Origin of the sequence: Phenylobacterium aquaticum (assembly GCF_022695515.1) — a bacterium.
GTDB lineage: Bacteria > Pseudomonadota > Alphaproteobacteria > Caulobacterales > Caulobacteraceae > Phenylobacterium > Phenylobacterium aquaticum.
Genome location: NZ_JALDPT010000062.1, coordinates 1 through 16,503, shown reverse-complemented (window position 1 = coordinate 16,503; position 16,503 = coordinate 1). Strand labels below are relative to the sequence as shown.

Here is a 16,503-nt window from a genome sequence, read left to right as displayed (position 1 = left end):
CCCCCGCCGCAACGCCGACCTCTACACGCCCGGCCCCCGCGCCGCGCCGGAGCCGGTTCGCGTCGAACCCCAGATCACGGCCGCGGCCCGCCCGCAGCCGAGCTATGCGGCCCAACCGCAGCCCGCGCCTCAGCAGCCCATGACCCGGATCGTCGATCCGGCCGTGGCGGACGAGGACGATGAGCCGCTGTTCGGCGAACCGGCCTATGAAGATCGCCGCCCGGCGCGCGGCGGGTTCCTCAGCCTGTTCGGCAGCCGTCCGCGCTATGACGCTCCGGCCCCGGCCGCACGTCCCGCGGCCCGCGGCGGCGCCCAGCCGGCGGAAGCCCATCTGGAGCAGGAACAGGCCGAGACCCAGGAGGATCTGGAGATCCCGTCCTTCCTGCGCCGCCTGGCCAACTAGCTCTACAATAAGACCTATCTGCGAGCGGCCGAGGGAAACCTCGGCCGTTTCGCGTTTCAGGCGTCGTCGCTCGCGTCAGAAGCGAAGGCTTGAGCTTTGAATTTTCTCAGGTTCTGAACCGTCCCGATTCGAAACATTCGGAAACAGGACGTGTCTTGCGGCGCCGCAGCATAAACCTTATCCGGCATGTAGGGCGCTCTACGGATCACGCGATCCATAGGGACCATGTCCAGAGGACGACGAGCTTGGCTGCTTCCGCGTATCAACACACCCTGCAAGGCCCCGCCATCTTCGCCGGCGTGGGCGTGCACACGGGCGCCCATACGCGCGTCTCGGTTCGTCCCGCGCCGGCCAATACCGGCGTGGTCTTCGTCCGCACCGACGTGACCGACCGCGACAACCGTGTCCTCGCGACAGGGGAGGCGGTCTGCAAGACCCAGCTCGGCACCGTGATCGGCAACGCCGCCGGCGTGACCGTCGCCACCATCGAACACCTGATGGCCGCCCTGGTGATGTCGGGGATCGACAACGCCGTGGTCGAACTGGACGGGCCGGAAATGCCGATCATGGACGGCTCGTCCCTGCCGTTCATCCAGGTGCTGGACCGCGCCGGCCGCCGGCGCCAGGACCAGCCGCGCCGCTTCATCGAGATCCTCGACAAGATCGAGGTGGTCGAGGGCGACAAGCGCGCGACCCTGACGCCCGCCAGCCAGTTCGAGGTCGCCTTCGAGATTTCCTTCGCCTCCGCCGCCATCGGCCGCCAGCGCGTCGACCTGGTCATGGACGACCAGGCGTTCCGCGACGAACTGGCCGACTGCCGCACCTTCGGCTTCCTGCATGAGGTCGAGGCCCTGCGCGCCATGGGCCTGGCCCGCGGCGGCTCCATGGACAACGCCGTCGTCATCGAGGGCGACCGCATCCTCAATCCGGAAGGCCTGCGCCGCCCGGACGAGTTCGTGCGCCACAAGGCGCTGGACGCCATCGGCGACCTGTTCGTGCTGGGCGCGCCGGTGCTCGGCCGCTTCGAAGGCGTCCTCGCCGGTCACGGCATCAACAACGCCCTGGTGCGCGCCCTCCTGGCCGCCCCGCACGCCTGGCGCTATCGCGCCTTCGTCGAGGAACTGGCCGAAGCGGTCTGAGACCGTGCCGGTCTGAGACCATCGCGACCCGATTTCGCCGCAATAATATCGTCCCAAGGAAGCTCTTGGGAGGGGAGGGCTTGAGTGTGAACAGCCCTGACCGTCATCCCGTTTGCGCTCGCGCCCCCCTAGTGTAGAACCGTCCTTCTTCGGCGCGGGGGCGCGCTTTGGTCTTTGAGGTGAAGGTGTCCTTGCTTCGCAATTCCTGGGCTCGTCCGGCCGTCGCCGCCGTGGTCGTCGCCCTCGCCCTCGCCGGGTGCGCCGGCAAGCCGAAAAAGCCCAAGCTGGTCTACGAAGAGCGCCCCGTCGAGCTGCTCTACGCCACCGGCGCGGACCGGCTGGACAAGGGGCTGTGGAACCAGGCCGTCGACTACTTCGCCGAGGTGGAGCGCCAGCACCCCTATTCGGAATGGTCGCGCCGGGCGATTCTGATGACCGCCTACGCCCACTATCAGGCCGACAACTATGCCGAAGCCATCGGCGACGCCGACCGCTTCATCTCGCTGTATCCCGGCAATCAGGCCGCGGCCTACGCCCACTATCTGAAGGCCATCTGCTATTTCGAGCAGATCGTCGATGTCGGCCGCGACCAGGCGGCGACCGGCCAAGCCCTGGATAATCTGCGCGACGTGGTGCAGCGCTATCCGACCACCGAATACGCCGCCGACGCCCGCCTGAAGATCGACATGGTCAATGACCAGCTGGGCGGCAAGGAAATGACCATCGGCCGCTACTATCTGCGCAACGGCGACACGCTGGCCGCCATCGGCCGCTTCAAGACCGTGGTCGACCGCTACCAGACCACGACCCACACGCCGGAGGCCCTCTATCGTCTGGTCGAGGCTTATCTGACCTTGGGCCTGATGGACGAGGCCAAGAAGAACGGCGCGGTCCTCGGCTACAACTATCCGGGCGATCCCTGGTATCGCGACGCCTATCAGCTCCTAACCGACAAGGGCCTGCGCCCGGCGGTCGAGCCGAACGGCAAGGCGGAGCACAAGGGCATCCTGTCGAACCTGCCCTTCGTGAACCACGACAAGGGCAAGACCATCAAGCCGCCGGCCGCCGACGGGGCCGATACGCCCCCCGCGGCGACGGCCATCAAGGCGCCCAAGCCCAAGCACAAGAGCATCTTCTCGAACCTGCCCTTCATGCACTAGGCGCCGGGGCTCCGCGCCCGCTTTTTGGAACCGAAAGTGAACATAGTTGCCCGTGGCGCCTTTCAGGACGCCTGATTCCAGGCGATCTTGCCCCCCATGCTGATCGGTCTGTGGATCCGCGACGTCGTGCTCATCGAAGCCCTGGACCTGTCCATCGGGCCGGGCCTGACGGCGCTTACCGGCGAGACCGGGGCGGGGAAGTCGATCATCCTCGACGCCCTGGGCTTGGCGACCGGCGCCCGCGCCGACGCGGGCCTCGTGCGGCGCGGCGCGAGCCAGGCGGCGGCCTCGGCGGTGTTCGCCCCGGCGCCCGACCATCCCGTCTGGGATATCCTGGAAGAGAAGGGCCTGTCCTACGCCAAGGACGAGGACCTGGTTCTGCGCCGGACCCTGGGCGCCGACGGCCGCAGCCGCGCCTTCGTCAATGACCAGGCGACCAGCGTGGGCGTGCTGCGCGAGCTGGGCGAACAGCTGATCGAGGTCCATGGCCAGCACGAGACGGTCGGCCTGCTGGACGCCCGCACCCATCGCCCCCTGCTCGACGCCTATGGCTCGCTGGGGCCGATGGCCAAGACGGTCGCCGCCCGCTGGGCCGACTGGCGAGGCGCCCGGACCCGCGCCGAGGAACTGCGCGAGATCGTCAGCCGCGCCGCCGCCGACGCGGAGGAGCTGGCGCTGCGTCTGTCCGAGCTCGACCGCCTCGCCCCGCAGCCGGGGGAGGAGACGGCGCTGGCCGAGGAGCGCGCCATTCTGGGCGCGGCCGAGAAGGCGCTCACCGACATCAGCGACGCCCGCGGCGCCTTTGACGGCCTGTCGAACCGCCTGGCCCAGGCGGTCCGCGCCCTGGAGCACGCCCGCACTCGCGCCCTGGCGGCCGGGGCGGGGGAGGACGCCGCCGCGGTCACGCGGTTGGCCGCCGCCAGCGCCGCCGTCGATCGGGTGTTCAGCGAAGTGCAGGAGGCCGAAGCCGCGGTAGACCTCGCCGCCGAGGCCTTCGACTTCCGCCCCGACCGATTGGAAAAGGCCGAGGAGCGTCTGTTCGAGCTGCGCGGCATGGCCCGCAAGCTTCAGGTCAGCGTCGAGGAACTGCCCACCCTGCGCGTCCGGTTCGCCGACCAGTTGCGGGCCATGGAGTCCAGCGAGGACGATCTGAAGGCCGCCGAGGCCGCGGTCGCCGCCGCTCGCGCCGCCTATCTCGCCGCCGCCTCCGAGCTCAGCCAGGCCCGCCGCGCCGCCGGCGAACGCCTGGCCGTGGCGGTGGAGAGCGAACTCGCGCCGCTCAAGCTCGACAAGGCCAGGTTCCGGGTCGCCGTCGAGGCCCTGGCGGAGGACAAGGTCGGGCCGACCGGCCAGGATCGCGTCGCCTTCGAGATCGCCACCAATCCCGGCGCGCCGTTCGGCGACCTGGGGGCCATCGCGTCGGGCGGCGAACTGGCCCGTTTCGCCCTGGCGCTAAAGGCCTCGTTGGCCGCCCGCGCGGCCGGCGCCCAGCCCCTGATGATCTTCGACGAGGTCGACCAGGGGGTGGGCGGCGCCGTCGCCGACGCCGTCGGCCTGCGGCTGAAGAAGCTGGCCGCCAGCGCCCAGGTGCTGGTCGTGACCCACTCGCCCCAGGTGGCCGCCCGCGGCGACGCCCATTGGCGGATCTCCAAGGCCGGCGACGGCGACCGGGTCCGCACCGCGGTCGAGCCCCTGACCGAGGCCGAGCGCGAGGAGGAGATCGCCCGCATGCTCGCCGGCGCCCAGATCACCGACGCCGCCCGCGCGGCCGCCCGGGCCCTGATGCATGCCTGACGCCAAGACCCCCGTCGCCGACCTCACCGAAGCCGAAGCGGTCGAGGAGCTCACCCGCCTCGCCGACGAGATCGCCGGCCATGACAGCCGCTATTACCAGCACGACGCGCCGACGATCTCGGACGCCGACTATGACGCGCTGAAGCAGCGCAACGCCGCGATCGAGGCGGCCTTTCCGCACCTGATCCGCGAGAATTCGCCCTCGCTGAGGGTCGGCGCGGCGCGGGCCGAGCAGTTCTCGCCGGTCGAGCACGGCGTGCCGATGCTGAGCCTCGACAACGCCTTTTCCGACGAGGATGCGGTCGACTTCGACGCTCGGGTGCGGCGGTTCCTGCGACTGACCGACGAGGTGGTGGCCTATACGGCCGAGCCCAAGATCGACGGCCTGTCGGCCTCGCTGCGCTATGAGCGCGGCGTCCTGGTGCAGGGCGCGACCCGCGGCGACGGCAAGGTCGGCGAGGACGTCACCGAGAACCTGCGCACGGTCTCGGACATTCCCAAGCGGCTCTCGGGCTCCGGTTGGCCGGAGGTGATCGAGGTGCGCGGCGAGGTCTATCTGGGCCACGAGGAGTTCGCCGCGCTCAATGCCGCCGCGCTCGAGGCCGGCCAGAAGACCTACGCCAATCCGCGCAATGCGGCGGCCGGGTCGCTCCGCCAGATCGACCCGAAGATCACCGCGACCCGGCCGCTGAAGTTCTTCGCCTATGCCTGGGGCCTGATCAGCGAACCGTTCGCGCAGACCCAGTGGGAGGCGCTGCAGGCGCTGAAGTCCTGGGGTTTCTCGACCACGCCGCAGTCGGAGCGGGTGGAGGGGGCGGCGGGTCTGCTGGCGGCCTATGCCCGCATGGAGGTCCTGCGCCCCAAGCTCAGCTTCGACATCGACGGGGTGGTCTATAAGGCCGACCGCCTGGACTGGCAGGCCCGGCTGGGCTTCATCACCCGCACGCCGCGCTGGGCGATCGCGCGCAAGTTTCCCGCCCAGCAAGCCCGCACCATCCTGGAATCCATCGACCTGCAGGTCGGCCGCACCGGCGCCGTGACCCCCGTCGCCCGGCTGCATCCGGTGACGGTCGGCGGCGTGGTGGTGGAGAACGCCACCCTGCACAATGGCGACGAGATCGCCCGCAAGGACCTGCGGGTCGGCGACACGGTGATTGTCCAGCGGGCCGGGGACGTGATCCCCCAGATCGTCGGCGCGGTGCTGGACGAGCGGCCGGCCGACGCCGTGCCGTTCGAGTTTCCACACGTCTGCCCCTGTCCGCTGCAGACGCCGCTGGCGCGGGAGACCACCGCCTCGGGCGCCGAGACCGTGGTGCGCCGCTGCACCGGGGAACTGGCCTGTCCGTTCCAGCGTATCGAGCACCTGCGCCACTTCGTCTCCCGCCGCGCCTATGACATCGAGGGCCTGGGCGAAAAGCAGCTGACCGCCTTCTTCGAGCGCGGCTGGATCCGCGAGCCGGCCGACATCTTCCGCCTGGCCCGGGACGAGGAGAAGCTGACCGAGCTTCGCCAGACCGAGGGTTATGGCGAGACCAGCGTCGGCAATCTGGTCGCCAATATCGAGGCGCGCCGCGCCATCCCCCTCGACCGCTTCATCTTCGGCCTGGGCATCCGCCATGTGGGGGAGACGACCTCCACGGCGCTCGCTCGCCACTATGAGACTGTGGAGCGCTTTGTCGCCGCCGGGGCGGCGGCCGAGGCCCAGAGGCCGACCGAGGCCTATCATGCGCTCGCCGACCTCGACGGGGTGGGGCCGACGGCGCTGGAGGCGGTGCTGGCCTGGGCGGCCCAGCCCAGCCAGGACCTGCTGATCCCGTCAGAGGCCAGCCTGGAGGAGCGCCTGCGCCTGACCCTGCCCAAGCTCAACGCCACGGCGCGGCGCGCCATCGCCGAGCGCTTCGGCGACTGGGAGCGCTTCGAGGCCGCGGCCCGCGCGGCGCTCTCCGGCAAGGCGGGGGAGGACTTCCTGGAGCTGGCGGGGGTCGACGCGGTCGGGCCGGTCGCCGCCCGGATGGTCGCCGAGTTCTTCGGCGAGGAGCACAACCGCGCCCGGGTTGACGCCCTGCTGGCCGAACTGTCGGTGATCCCGGCCGAGAAGCCCAAGACCGACACCGCCGTCGCCGGCAAGACCGTGGTCTTCACGGGCGCGCTGGAACGCATGACCCGCGACGAGGCCAAGGCCCAGGCGGAACGGCTGGGCGCCAAGGTCTCGGGCTCGGTGTCCAAGAAGACCGACCTGGTCGTCGCCGGCCCCGGCGCCGGCTCCAAGCTCAAGACCGCCACCGAGCTCGGCATCCAGGTGATGACCGAGGACGAGTGGCTGGCGATGGTCGGCGGGTAGGCGTTCCCCATCCGCTCTTCCCCGCGAAGGCGGGGACCCAAGCCGCCTTTCGGCTTCGCGAAGAAGACGGGTGCAAAGGGTCGTCCGCTCGCCACAGCCGGGGCCTGCGGAGCGGCTATCAGCCACCGCAACTGGCGCTGGCGTCTCCCCGGCCGGCTAGTCAGCCCGAGGCGTTGGATGGGTCTTCAGCCAGTCGGCCTTCGCCTGGTCCACGGCCGCCCGATCGGCTTGTGAGAGCTCTCCGAATAGCTCGTGTGCGACCTGCTGCGCCAGGTCGTCGCCCCCGGCGACGGCAAGCTCCAGGTAGGCGCGCCCTAGGACCAAATCCTTAGCTCCGCCTTCCCCCCTGTAGAGCATCACGCCCAATCCCCGCAGACCATGAGCCGACCCGCGACTAGCCGCCTTCGCGTACCAGTCGCGCGCCTGCGGCGGGTCGGCTGGCACGCCCTCGCCGGTGGCCAGCATCACGGCGATGTCGATCATCGCCCAGACATTTCCGCGCTCCGCGGCGGCCTTGAAATCCACCAGGGCGGCGGCCGGGTTCTGTTCGACGCCTGCGCCCTGGAGCCGCGCCATGCCGATGTAGCGCAACGCGCGGCCATCGCCGAGCTTTGCGGCCGCCTCGAAATGGGCGAACGCCGCCTTCGGGTTCGTCTCGGTTCCGCCCCAGCCCCCCTGGAAGGCGCGCCCCACCAGGAACTGGGCGTCGGCATTGGCGGGCTCGAATTCGACGGCCCGTTTGAGATATTCCACGCCCTGACGCAGTTCGTCCGGGCCATGACCGGCGAACGTCATGATGCGACCCAGCGGATAGTAGGCGCCCTGCGCCAGCTTCCGGTCCTTGACGACCTCCTGCAACAGGCTGAGGGCTCGCGGCCACTGGCTCTGATCGGGAGCCGAGGCGAGCGACCGGGCGATGTTCAGCTTCGCGGCGACGGAACCCAGGGTCGCGGCCCGTTCCATAAGGTCTTGAGACCGCGCAGGGTCTGCTGGACCGCCGACACCTTCTCCGACCAGTACGGCAAGTCCATTGATCGCGTCGGGATCTCCCTTGGACGCGAGGTCCTCTGCAATCCGGCGCGCCTCGGAATAGTCCTTCCGTCCGATGGCCGCGTTGACCCGCTCCCACCCAGGATTGTTCAAGCGGTGTTCCGCTGCCGTCGCCGCTGTGGGGGAGGCGGAAAGCGCCGAGAGACTGGCGAAAAGGGCGATCAGAAGACGGCGCACCCGTGAAGCTTGGCGGAGACCTATCACACATGCAACCGTGAGGTGCTCCGGGCCTGGGTGTCGCTTATCGGTGCGGCCGCAGCTTGATGGTCAGGCGCGGGGCCTTGCGCCCATTTCACCTTTGGATGGCGAGGACTTGTGGTGCGCTTGCCGCTCAGATGAACGGCCGCACCTCCACCGAGGCCCGACAGGCGATCGCGGTCTTGCGGCCCCACGCCAGGGCCGCGTCCAGGTCGGCGCAGTCCAGCACCCAGAAGCCGCCCACATATTCCTTGGTCTCCAGATAGGGCCCGTCGGTGACCAGCACTTGGCCGCCGGGCCCGAGCCGCAGCGACCTCGTCCGCCCGGTCGGCTCCAGGCCGCCGACGAAGGTCCGCACGCCCGCCGCCACCATCTCCGCATTGAGCGCGCTGATCTCGCGGCCCATCGCCTCGTCCTCGACGGCCGGGTCGTAGTCGTCCGGGCGGTGAATGGCGACGAGGTACCGGGTCATGACGGGCTCCGTGACGGCTTGCGGGCGGGCGCGACGCCCGGTCTTCACCCTATGAACAAACGGCTGGACGGGAAGCCGACAAAATCTCCGCAGGAAACGCCCGCGCGCCTCACCGGCCCCCAGCCACCCGCGACCTCAGCTTGGGTCCCCGCCTTCGCGGGGAGGAGCGGGGTCGGGGCGGGGCGGTGCAAGAACATCCGCTCATCCCGCGCAGGCGGAGACTCAAGCCGAATCTCAGCCGGCGCGGCGGCGTAGGGCTTCTGCGGCGCGGCCCTGACCGGCGTCGAGGCGCAGGAACTGATCGGTTTCCGGGTGGGCTTCCAGGCCGATGTCCCCGCCGACCGGGATCGACATCAGGGTGACCTGCAGATAGCGGCCGCTCCAGGCGACAGAGCGGTAGTTCGTGTTGGCCTTGGTCGCGGCCTCGATGTCGAAGGCCTGTGGCTGCGGCCCGATGTCCTTGATCCTGTCCATATGTCCGCCCTGTCCGAGGTCACAAACCCGGGCGATGAACGGCAGGGGCGAGGGATTGTTCCGCCGGGTTGCCGTCGCGCGGCAGGACGGCGCATCGGCGGCTGACGGGCGGCTCGCCAAGCCCGTAAGCAGCGCCTAGGATCGAAGGCTTCAGACCTTCACCTTGAGGCGCGCCATGTCGAAGACCATTGTCATAGTGGGGTTCGGGCCGGGCGTCTCGACCGCCGTAGCCGAGCGGTTCGGCGCTGAGGGGTTTTCCGTCGCCCTGGTCGCGCGCAACGCAGCGAAGCTTGCGGAGGGCGCTGAGGCCCTCAAGGCCAAGGGGATTGCCGCCGAAGGCTTCCCCGCCGACGCCGGCGACCCGACCGCGCTCCGCGACGCCATCGCCCAGGCCCGGGCCGCGCTCGGTCCGATCGGCGCGATCCACTGGAACGCCTTCAGCGGCCAGGGCTTCGGCGACCTGCTGGCTGTGGATCCCAAGGCCGTGAGCGGTCTCTTCGACGTGGCGCTCGTCGGGCTGCTGGCGACGGTTCAGGCAGCCCTTACGGATCTGAAGACGGCCGGGAACGGCGCCGTTCTGGTCACCAACGGCGCCTATGGAGATCTCAGCCCGATGATGGACGGCTTCGCGGTCGCCCATGGCGCCCATGGGGTGGCGCTCGCCAACGCCGCCAAAGCCAAGCTGGTCGGGCTGCTGGCGGCGCGCCTAAAGGACGAAGGCGTCTATGTCGGCGAGGTGACCATCGCCGGCGTGGTCAGGGGCACGGGACCGGAAGCGCCCGGCGTCCCGATGGTCGAGAGCGGCGCGGTCGCCCAGACATTCTGGGACCTGTACAAGGCCCGCGCCGACCTCAGGGCTCGCGTCGGCTGACAGGTCTGGCTGCCGACAGGGCTCTCAGGGAACGGGCATGCCCAGCCGCCGATGCGCCTCGGCCACCGACGGCCCGGCCTCACAGTGCTGTCGCCGACCCAACTCCCAGAAGGGCGCAACAGCGCGTTTCCACTCAGCCTCCAATCTTGTCGGAGTTCGGCGGGTCTGCCTTCGACCTCGCCCCCCAACCGTTCACCCGTTTCGCGCGGTCACGATCCAGGTCGCGGAGTCCAGAAGCACGCCGTCCGGGCCCTCGTGGGGGCGGAGCGCGGCGCGGACGGCGTCGATGACCGCTTCGCGCTGGTCAGGGTTTTCGCGGAGCATGCCGCCGAGCGGGCCGATGCGCAGGGAGAGGCTGAGCGTGGTCTCGAGGTCGCCGCTGCCGATCTTCTGGTCGCGCGGGGTGAAGACGATGTCGGTGAAGCCGGCGGCCGCGAGAATGGCTGAGGTCCGGTCCTTATCGGCGAAGGCGAAGGGGCCGGGCGCACCGGGTTCGGGCGGGGCGGCGGGCGGCAGGAGGTGGGCCGCCGAGGCGAGCGGCAGGGTCATGATCGGGTTCTGCGCCATCGCCCGCCAGCAGACAAAGGCCAGCCGCCCGCCGGGCTTCAGGCCTTGGCGGATATTGGCGAAGGCGGCGGTCGGGTCGGCGAAGAACATCACCCCGAAGCGGGAGAACATGGCGTCGGCGGCGCCGGGCGGAAACGGGTGGGTCTGGGCGTCGGCCTCGATGAAACCGGCCTGAGGTAGGGTGGCCTCGGCCGCGCGGGACCGGGCGATCTCCAGCATGGGTCGGGAGATGTCGAAGCCGGTCACAGAGCCGGACGGGCCGACGGCGCGGGCCAGCTCCAGACTGGATTCGCCGCAGCCGCAGCCGATGTCGAGGATGTGCTCGCCAGCCTGAGCATTGAGCGCCGCCTGGGCGGCGCGGCCGAGGGGGCCGATCTGCCGGTCGAGCTGGATCTGCAGGGCGGCCCAGGCCGGGCCGGCGGCCTCGTTCCAATAGGCGATCTGGGCGGCGTTGGCGGCGGCGTCGGTCATGGCTTGACGCCGAGCTCGGCGCAGGCGGTCGGCTCCTGGGTCCAGCTCAGGCCGGAGATCTTCCATTCGCCGCCGGTCTGGACCAGGTTGAAGACGTCGATCCCGCAATGGCTGGTCTTGCCGTTGAGCTTGAACTCATAGGGCGCCCAGACCACGGCGAGCGGTCCGCGCCTCAGGACGGTGGGATCCCAGATGTGCTCGTCGAGGCCCGACCTCTGGGCCATGCTGGCGATCACGCCCGCGACCGGCGGCCTTTGCAGCTCGAAATGACCGTCGGCCTGCTGGCGCTGGACGGTGAAGGTCCCGTCGGTGAACTGGGTGTCGGCGAGCGCCTTGGCGTCCTGGGTTCGCATGGCGGCGAAGAAGCCGTCCACCTTGGCCAGAATCGCCGCGCGTTCAGGATCGGCGGGCGCGGCGGCCGGGGCGGATTGGGCCAGGCCGGCGAAGGCCAGGGCGACGAGGGCGGTCTTCATGGTCATGTCTCCCGGCGCCTAGAGCGGCGCGCAGACCTCTTCGAGCCAGGCGCGAACGACGGGTTCCACGCGCGGCCCGACCACCGCCAGGACCCGGGCATGATAGGCGTCCATCTGGGCGCGCTCGGCCGGGGTGAGCATGTCGACCACGATCAGGCGGCGGTCGATGGGGGCCAGGGTCAGGGTCTCGAAGCCCAGCATGGGCCGTTCGCCGCCAGGGATCGGGGCGGCCTCGGTCACATATTGCAGGTTCTCGATGCGGATGCCGTAGGCGCCTTCCTTGTAGTAGCCCGGCTCGTTGGAGAGGATCATGCCGGGCTGCAGGGCGACGAAGTTGGGTAGCTTGGAGATCCGCTGGGGCCCTTCGTGGACGCCCAGATAGACGCCGACGCCATGGCCGGTGCCGTGGTCGTAGTCGAGGCCTTGCGCCCACAGCGGCGCGCGGGCCAGCACGTCCAGGGCCGAGCCGGTGGTGCCGGGCGGGAAGCGGATGGCGGCCAGAGCCAGGTGGCCCTTGAGCACCAGGGTGAAGCGCTCGGCCATCTCCCGGCTGGGCGCGCCGATGGCCACCGTGCGGGTCACGTCCGTGGTGCCGTCGAGATACTGGGCGCCGGAATCCACAAGCAGCAGGGCGCCGTGGTCCGTGCGCTTGTTGAGGCGCTCGGTCGGCCGGTAGTGGACGATGGCGCCATTGGAGGCGGCGCCGGCGATGGTGTCGAAGGAGAGGTCCTTCAGCGCCCCGGTCGCCTCGCGGAAGCCTTCCAGCTTGGTGACCGCCTCGATCTCGTCGGGCGGATTGACCTGGCCCTCGGTGGCCAGCCAGTGGAGGAAGTTGGCCAGCGCCACCCCGTCGCGGGCGTGAGCCTCCGTCGTGCCGGCGATCTCGACCTTGGACTTGCAGGCCCGCGGCAGGGCGCAGGGATCATCGCCGCGCACGATGCCGGCGCCGGCCGCCTTCAGGGCCTCGAAGTACCAGGCCGAGGACTGGCCGGGATCGACCAGCACCTTCTTGCCGGCGAGGTCCGCCAGCGCCTGGGGCAGGTCGTCCGGCGTCTCCAGGGTGACCTGGTTGCCGAGCCAGGCGGGCAGGTCCTCGGTGACCTTGGCCGGGTCGAGGAACAGGCGCGCCGTGCCGTCGCTGTTGAGGATGGCCTGGCCGAGCGGCAGGGGCGAGCGGATGACGTCGCCGCCGCGGACATTGAACAGCCAGGCGATGGAGGCGGGCGCGGTGATGACCGCGGCGTCGGCCCCCTTGGCCTTCACGTCGCCGCCGACCCTGGCGCGTTTGGTCGCCGAGTCGTCGCCGGCGAATTGCAGCGGATGGGCGACCACAGGCGCCTGAGGCTGGCCGGGGCGCGCGGCGCCCCAGGCGAGGTCCAGCGGATTGGGATCGACGGGCTTGAGCTGGGCCCCGGTCTTGGCGGCGGCGGCGCGCAGGCGGTCGAGGGCGTCGGGGCTGTGCAGGCGGGGGTCGTAGCCCAGGACCTGGCCCTTGGCGGTGGCGGCCTCCAGATAGGCGGGGACGCCGCCCTCGACCAGGTCGCGGATCTCGAAGGTGGCGGCGTCCACCTGGTCGCGGACCTGCAGGGTGTAGCGACCGTCGACGAAGACCGCAGCCCTGTCCTTGAGGATCACCGCGGCGCCGGCCGAGCCGGTGAAGCCGGTGGCCCAGGCCAGCCGGTCATTGGCGGCAGGCAGGTACTCGTTCTGGTGCTCGTCCTCGTGCGGCACGAGGAAGCCGTCCAGCCCCTGCTCGGCCATGGCCTGGCGGATCAGGGGGACGTGGCGGGGCCCGAAGGAGCGGTCGGTGGTTTCGTTGAAGGTCTGACGCATGGGGGGCATGTAAGCGGTTCGCGAGGCCCCCGCAAAGGGCGCGGCTTGCGCTTTTCGCCGAGAGACGGGTAGTCTTTCCCCATGATCTCGTTCGTCGCCGCCTGTGGTTCGAATTCGCACGCCCCCCTCGGGGTCGGTCGTCTTCGCGCGCCCTAAGCAGGCCCCAGACGACCAGACCCCGCCAGATCGGCCGGGGTCGCCAGACGAGCCCCTCCGATCCCCCTCTCGGAAAGCTCGATATGCCGCTCATCGCCGACGACACGCCGCCATGGTTTCCCCTTGAGACCGAACGCCTGATCCTGCGCGATCCGCGGCCGGAGGATTTCGACGACATCCACGCCTATGCCGAGCGGCCCGAGGTGGTGCGCTACATGGCCTGGGGCCCCAACACGCCGGAGATGACCCGGACCGTGCTCGACCACTGGCTGGAGGTCGCCGCCCGCTGGCCGCGGACCGAGGTCAGTTTGGTGGTGGAGGACAAGCGCCAGGGCCGGGTGATCGGCTCGATCCGCCTGACCATCCAGGACGAGGCCAACCGCACGGCCGACTTCGGCTATACCTATCATCCCGACGCCTGGGGGCAGGGGATCGGCACGGAGGCCGCGCGGGCGGTGCTCGGGGCGGCGTTTGGTCCGCTGGGCCTGCACCGGGTGTGGGCGACCTGCGACGTCGAGAACCACGGCTCCTGGGGGATCATGGAGAAGCTCGGCATGCGGCGGGAAGGGACCTTCATCAAGCACCTGAAGCCCCGCGGCCAATGGCGCGACACTCACTTCTACGCTCTGCTGGCGGAGGAATGGGGTCGCTAATTTTGTCCGGGTATAATTGACAAACGCCCGCCGCTGGGGCATAGGGCGCGCATGGAAAAGTCACGCCGCCGGGACATGGTCCAAGCCTATAAGGAAGCCAAGACGCCGTTCGGGGTCTTCGGCCTGCGCTGTGCGCCGAGCGGGGAGCTGTGGATCGGCGCGAGCGCCAACCTGGCCGCCCAGGAGAACTCGGTGCGGTTCAGCCTGAAGATGGGCAAGCATCCGAACCGGGGCCTGCAGGCCGCGATCCAGGCGCATGGCGCGGACGCCTTCAGCTACGAGATCCTTGAGACCCTCGACGACGACAAGCTGACCCCCATGGGCAAGACGGACCTGTTGAAGCGGCGGGTGGCTCACTGGGTCGAGGCCCTGGCCGCCAAGCCGCTGATCGGCGCCGCCTGAGGCCGGTGGACATTCGCCGCGCATGAGCCGACCCTCCCGGCCAGGGAACGGGGAGGGGACCATGAGCTGCTGTGATCATGCGCCGAGGGGCGCGGGCTATTCGCGGCGGGCCGCGCTGGGCGCCATCGTGCTCGGTGGCGGCGTCAGCCTGCTGACCAGCCTCACCCCGCAGCGGGCCTTCGCGGCCGGCCATGCGGACGCCCTGCTGCTGAACTGCATGGACTACCGGCTGACCAACGACGTCACCCGCTACATGGACCAGCGGGGCCTGACCGAGAAGTACGATCAGATCATCCTGGCCGGCGCGTCGCTGGGCGCCCTGAACGACAAGTATCCCAGTTGGACCGAGGTCTTCTGGGCCCATCTCGATCTCGCGATCCAGCTGCACCAGATCCACAAGCTGATCGTCATCGATCACCGCGACTGCGGCGCCTACAAGCTCCTGCTGGGCGAGGCGGCGGTGAAGGATCCGGACACCGAGCTGAAGAGCCATGTGACCCAGCTCTACGCCCTGCGCTCGACCGTGCTCACGCGCTATCCGCACCTCGAGGTCGAACTGGGCCTGATGGCGCTCGACGGCTCGGTGCTGCCGATCGCCTAGTGGGGGGTGTAGCCGCCGATCAGGGCCGAGCTGTCCTGGGCGCCCTTGTCCTGGCCGTTGGAGGTGTCGGCGGTCGGGGGCACGCTGGAGGAGGTGATCGGGCCGGGGGCGGTCAGGTCGGCCGGTGCGCTCGCCGAGGGCGCGGCGTCGGGGCTGGCGGCGGGCGCGACCCCGGAGGGGTCGGCGGAGTCGGACGTCTCGGCGGGGGCGGCGTCCGGCGCGGTCGAGTCCGGGCTGACCCACTTGATGAACAGGAAGATCAGCAGTGCGGCCAGGGCCAGGAGCAGGGCCGTCGGCCAGAGCGGACGCTTCTCGCGGATGGGCGCGGCCTCCGGCGGCGCGCCTTCGGGTTCGACGCCGGGATCGTCCTCGAAGCCGCCGTCGGTCGCCATCAGGCTTTCACCAATACGAGGGCGGCCCAGGCGTCGCGGTGGATGCGGCGCATCAGGCGGAAGCCGCGGGAGCGATAGGCGGCGAGGACCCGGCGCTCCTGGGTGCGCAGCAGGCCGGACAGAATGGCGATGCCGCCGGGGACCAGGGCGCCCTTGATGTCCTGGGCCAGCGCCACCAGCGGCGGGGCGAGGATGTTGGCGAACACCAGGTCGTAGGGCGCCTGGACGCGCACGGCCCGGTGGCCCAGGCCCGAGGCGTAGACGAAGCGGGCGCCGGCCTTGTTGAGCTTGGCGTTCTCGCCGGCGATGCGGACCGACGGCTTGTCGATGTCGGTGCCGACCGCGATCGGGGTGCCGGTGCGGGCCGCGGCGATGGCCAGGACGCCGGTGCCGGCGCCCACGTCGAGCACGCGCTTGAAGCGGCGCGCCTTCAGCAGGGCGTCATAGGCGATGAGGCAGCCGACCGTGGTGCCGTGGTGGCCGGTGCCGAAGGCGGCCCCGGCCTCGATGCGCAGATTGACGGTGTTGGTGGGGGCGCGGCCCTTGTCATGGGCGCCGAAAATGAAGAACCGGCCGGCGCGCACAGGCGGCAAGCCGGACAGGGACATGGCCAGCCAGTCGGCGTCGGCCAGCTTCTCGACCACCACCCGCAGCTCGGGATAGTCGGCGAGCCGGGCGACCAGGCCGTCGATCTCCTCCTGTGAGGTCGGGAAGGCGTCGATGCGCCAGACGTCGTGATCCTCGTCCTCTTCCAGGATGGAATAGGTCGCGCCCTCCAGCAGGACGTCGGAATCGATGGCGGTCGCGGCGGCTTCAGCCACGGCGCGGGGCCCACGGGCGATGATCTGGACGGCGTCGTCGGTCATGCGCCCCCTCTAGTGCCTAAGGGCGCCAAAGGCGAGGGGCCTCAGTAGGCCGGCGGGTTGGGAACGCCCGGATCGGGCGGGGTGGGCGGGGCGTAGCTGTCCATGCCGGCCAGGATGTCGCCGCCCAAGGAGGGGGGGCGGCGGGGGCGGGGCGCCTCGGACCATCGCGGCGGCGTCACTGGCGTGG

At 70.4% G+C, this 16,503-nt stretch carries 16 protein-coding genes and 1 pseudogene; 9 read left to right on the top strand and 8 right to left on the bottom strand.

Translation table 11 applies throughout. From position 1 onward, the window contains the following. The 5 genes and pseudogenes from MQH10_RS25160 to ligA form a co-directional block, all read left to right on the top strand. Positions 1–403, top strand: a pseudogene (locus MQH10_RS25160) (cell division protein FtsZ); the annotation flags it as partial. A gap of 245 nt (positions 404–648) precedes the next feature. Further along, positions 649–1,542: a UDP-3-O-acyl-N-acetylglucosamine deacetylase gene (lpxC, locus tag MQH10_RS25155; RefSeq protein WP_242566714.1), complete on the top strand. Its 894-nt coding sequence runs from the start codon at positions 649–651 to the stop codon at positions 1,540–1,542. Between the two features lie 191 nt (positions 1,543–1,733). Beyond that, entirely contained in the window at positions 1,734–2,702 is a 969-nt protein-coding gene (locus tag MQH10_RS25150) for an outer membrane protein assembly factor BamD (protein ID WP_419720803.1), read from the top strand. Between the two features lie 96 nt (positions 2,703–2,798). Then, entirely contained in the window at positions 2,799–4,496 is a 1,698-nt protein-coding gene (recN, locus tag MQH10_RS25145; RefSeq protein ID WP_242566713.1) for a DNA repair protein RecN, read from the top strand. Next, complete coding sequence (ligA, locus tag MQH10_RS25140; protein WP_242566712.1) at positions 4,489–6,837, top strand: NAD-dependent DNA ligase LigA; 2,349 nt, start codon at positions 4,489–4,491, stop codon at positions 6,835–6,837. Before recN ends, ligA begins: the two co-directional genes overlap by 8 nt. 156 nt (positions 6,838–6,993) lie before the next feature. Here ligA and MQH10_RS26990 read toward each other — a convergent pair whose 3' ends face one another. From MQH10_RS26990 to MQH10_RS25125, 3 genes are all read right to left on the bottom strand, one after another. Continuing rightward, positions 6,994–8,064: a tetratricopeptide repeat protein gene (locus MQH10_RS26990; protein ID WP_242566711.1), complete on the bottom strand. Its 1,071-nt coding sequence runs from the start codon at positions 8,062–8,064 to the stop codon at positions 6,994–6,996. Between the two features lie 154 nt (positions 8,065–8,218). Beyond that, entirely contained in the window at positions 8,219–8,557 is a 339-nt protein-coding gene (locus MQH10_RS25130; protein WP_242566710.1) for a YciI family protein, read from the bottom strand. A gap of 234 nt (positions 8,558–8,791) precedes the next feature. Then, entirely contained in the window at positions 8,792–9,031 is a 240-nt protein-coding gene (locus MQH10_RS25125; RefSeq protein WP_242566709.1) for a cupin domain-containing protein, read from the bottom strand. A 175-nt stretch (positions 9,032–9,206) separates the two neighbouring features. Here MQH10_RS25125 and MQH10_RS25120 point away from each other — a divergent pair, with 175 nt between their 5' ends. Beyond that, positions 9,207–9,902, top strand: coding sequence for an SDR family NAD(P)-dependent oxidoreductase (locus MQH10_RS25120; protein WP_242566708.1), 696 nt, complete (start codon positions 9,207–9,209; stop codon positions 9,900–9,902). Positions 9,903–10,094: 192 nt separating this feature from the next. Here the strand turns inward: MQH10_RS25120 and MQH10_RS25115 are convergent, their stop codons facing one another. Genes MQH10_RS25115 through MQH10_RS25105 form a run of 3 tightly spaced genes read right to left on the bottom strand, consistent with a single transcriptional unit; the run spans position 10,095 to position 13,246 of the window. Next, a complete protein-coding gene (locus MQH10_RS25115; protein WP_242566707.1) occupies positions 10,095–10,940 on the bottom strand; it encodes a class I SAM-dependent methyltransferase in 846 nt (281 codons plus the stop codon). Then, on the bottom strand, positions 10,937–11,413 hold the full coding sequence (locus tag MQH10_RS25110; protein WP_242566706.1) for a hypothetical protein: 477 nt from the start codon (positions 11,411–11,413) through the stop codon (positions 10,937–10,939). Before MQH10_RS25110 ends, MQH10_RS25115 begins: the two co-directional genes overlap by 4 nt. An 18-nt stretch (positions 11,414–11,431) precedes the next feature. After that, positions 11,432–13,246 carry an aminopeptidase P family protein gene (locus MQH10_RS25105; protein WP_242566715.1) on the bottom strand — a complete coding sequence of 605 codons (1,815 nt, stop codon included), beginning with the start codon at positions 13,244–13,246 and terminating at the stop codon, positions 11,432–11,434. A 239-nt stretch (positions 13,247–13,485) separates the two neighbouring features. Here MQH10_RS25105 and MQH10_RS25100 point away from each other — a divergent pair, with 239 nt between their 5' ends. The 3 genes from MQH10_RS25100 to MQH10_RS25090 all read left to right on the top strand — a co-directional run bounded on the left by MQH10_RS25100 (position 13,486) and on the right by MQH10_RS25090 (position 15,058). Next, positions 13,486–14,055 carry a GNAT family N-acetyltransferase gene (locus MQH10_RS25100; protein ID WP_242566705.1) on the top strand — a complete coding sequence of 190 codons (570 nt, stop codon included), beginning with the start codon at positions 13,486–13,488 and terminating at the stop codon, positions 14,053–14,055. 75 nt (positions 14,056–14,130) lie between these two features. Further along, entirely contained in the window at positions 14,131–14,457 is a 327-nt protein-coding gene (locus MQH10_RS25095; protein ID WP_242566704.1) for a GIY-YIG nuclease family protein, read from the top strand. A 61-nt stretch (positions 14,458–14,518) separates the two neighbouring features. Further along, positions 14,519–15,058 (top strand): carbonic anhydrase, encoded by a 540-nt coding sequence (locus MQH10_RS25090; protein ID WP_242566703.1) that lies wholly within the window; start codon positions 14,519–14,521, stop codon positions 15,056–15,058. Here the strand turns inward: MQH10_RS25090 and MQH10_RS25085 are convergent. Together MQH10_RS25085 and MQH10_RS25080 are read right to left on the bottom strand one after the other, a co-directional pair. Then, on the bottom strand, positions 15,055–15,450 hold the full coding sequence (locus MQH10_RS25085; RefSeq protein ID WP_242566702.1) for a hypothetical protein: 396 nt from the start codon (positions 15,448–15,450) through the stop codon (positions 15,055–15,057). The two genes, MQH10_RS25090 and MQH10_RS25085, sit on opposite strands and share 4 nt — an antisense overlap. Further along, positions 15,450–16,316 (bottom strand): 50S ribosomal protein L11 methyltransferase, encoded by an 867-nt coding sequence (locus tag MQH10_RS25080; protein WP_242566701.1) that lies wholly within the window; start codon positions 16,314–16,316, stop codon positions 15,450–15,452. Before MQH10_RS25080 ends, MQH10_RS25085 begins: the two co-directional genes overlap by 1 nt. Between the last annotated feature and the right edge of the window lie 187 nt (positions 16,317–16,503).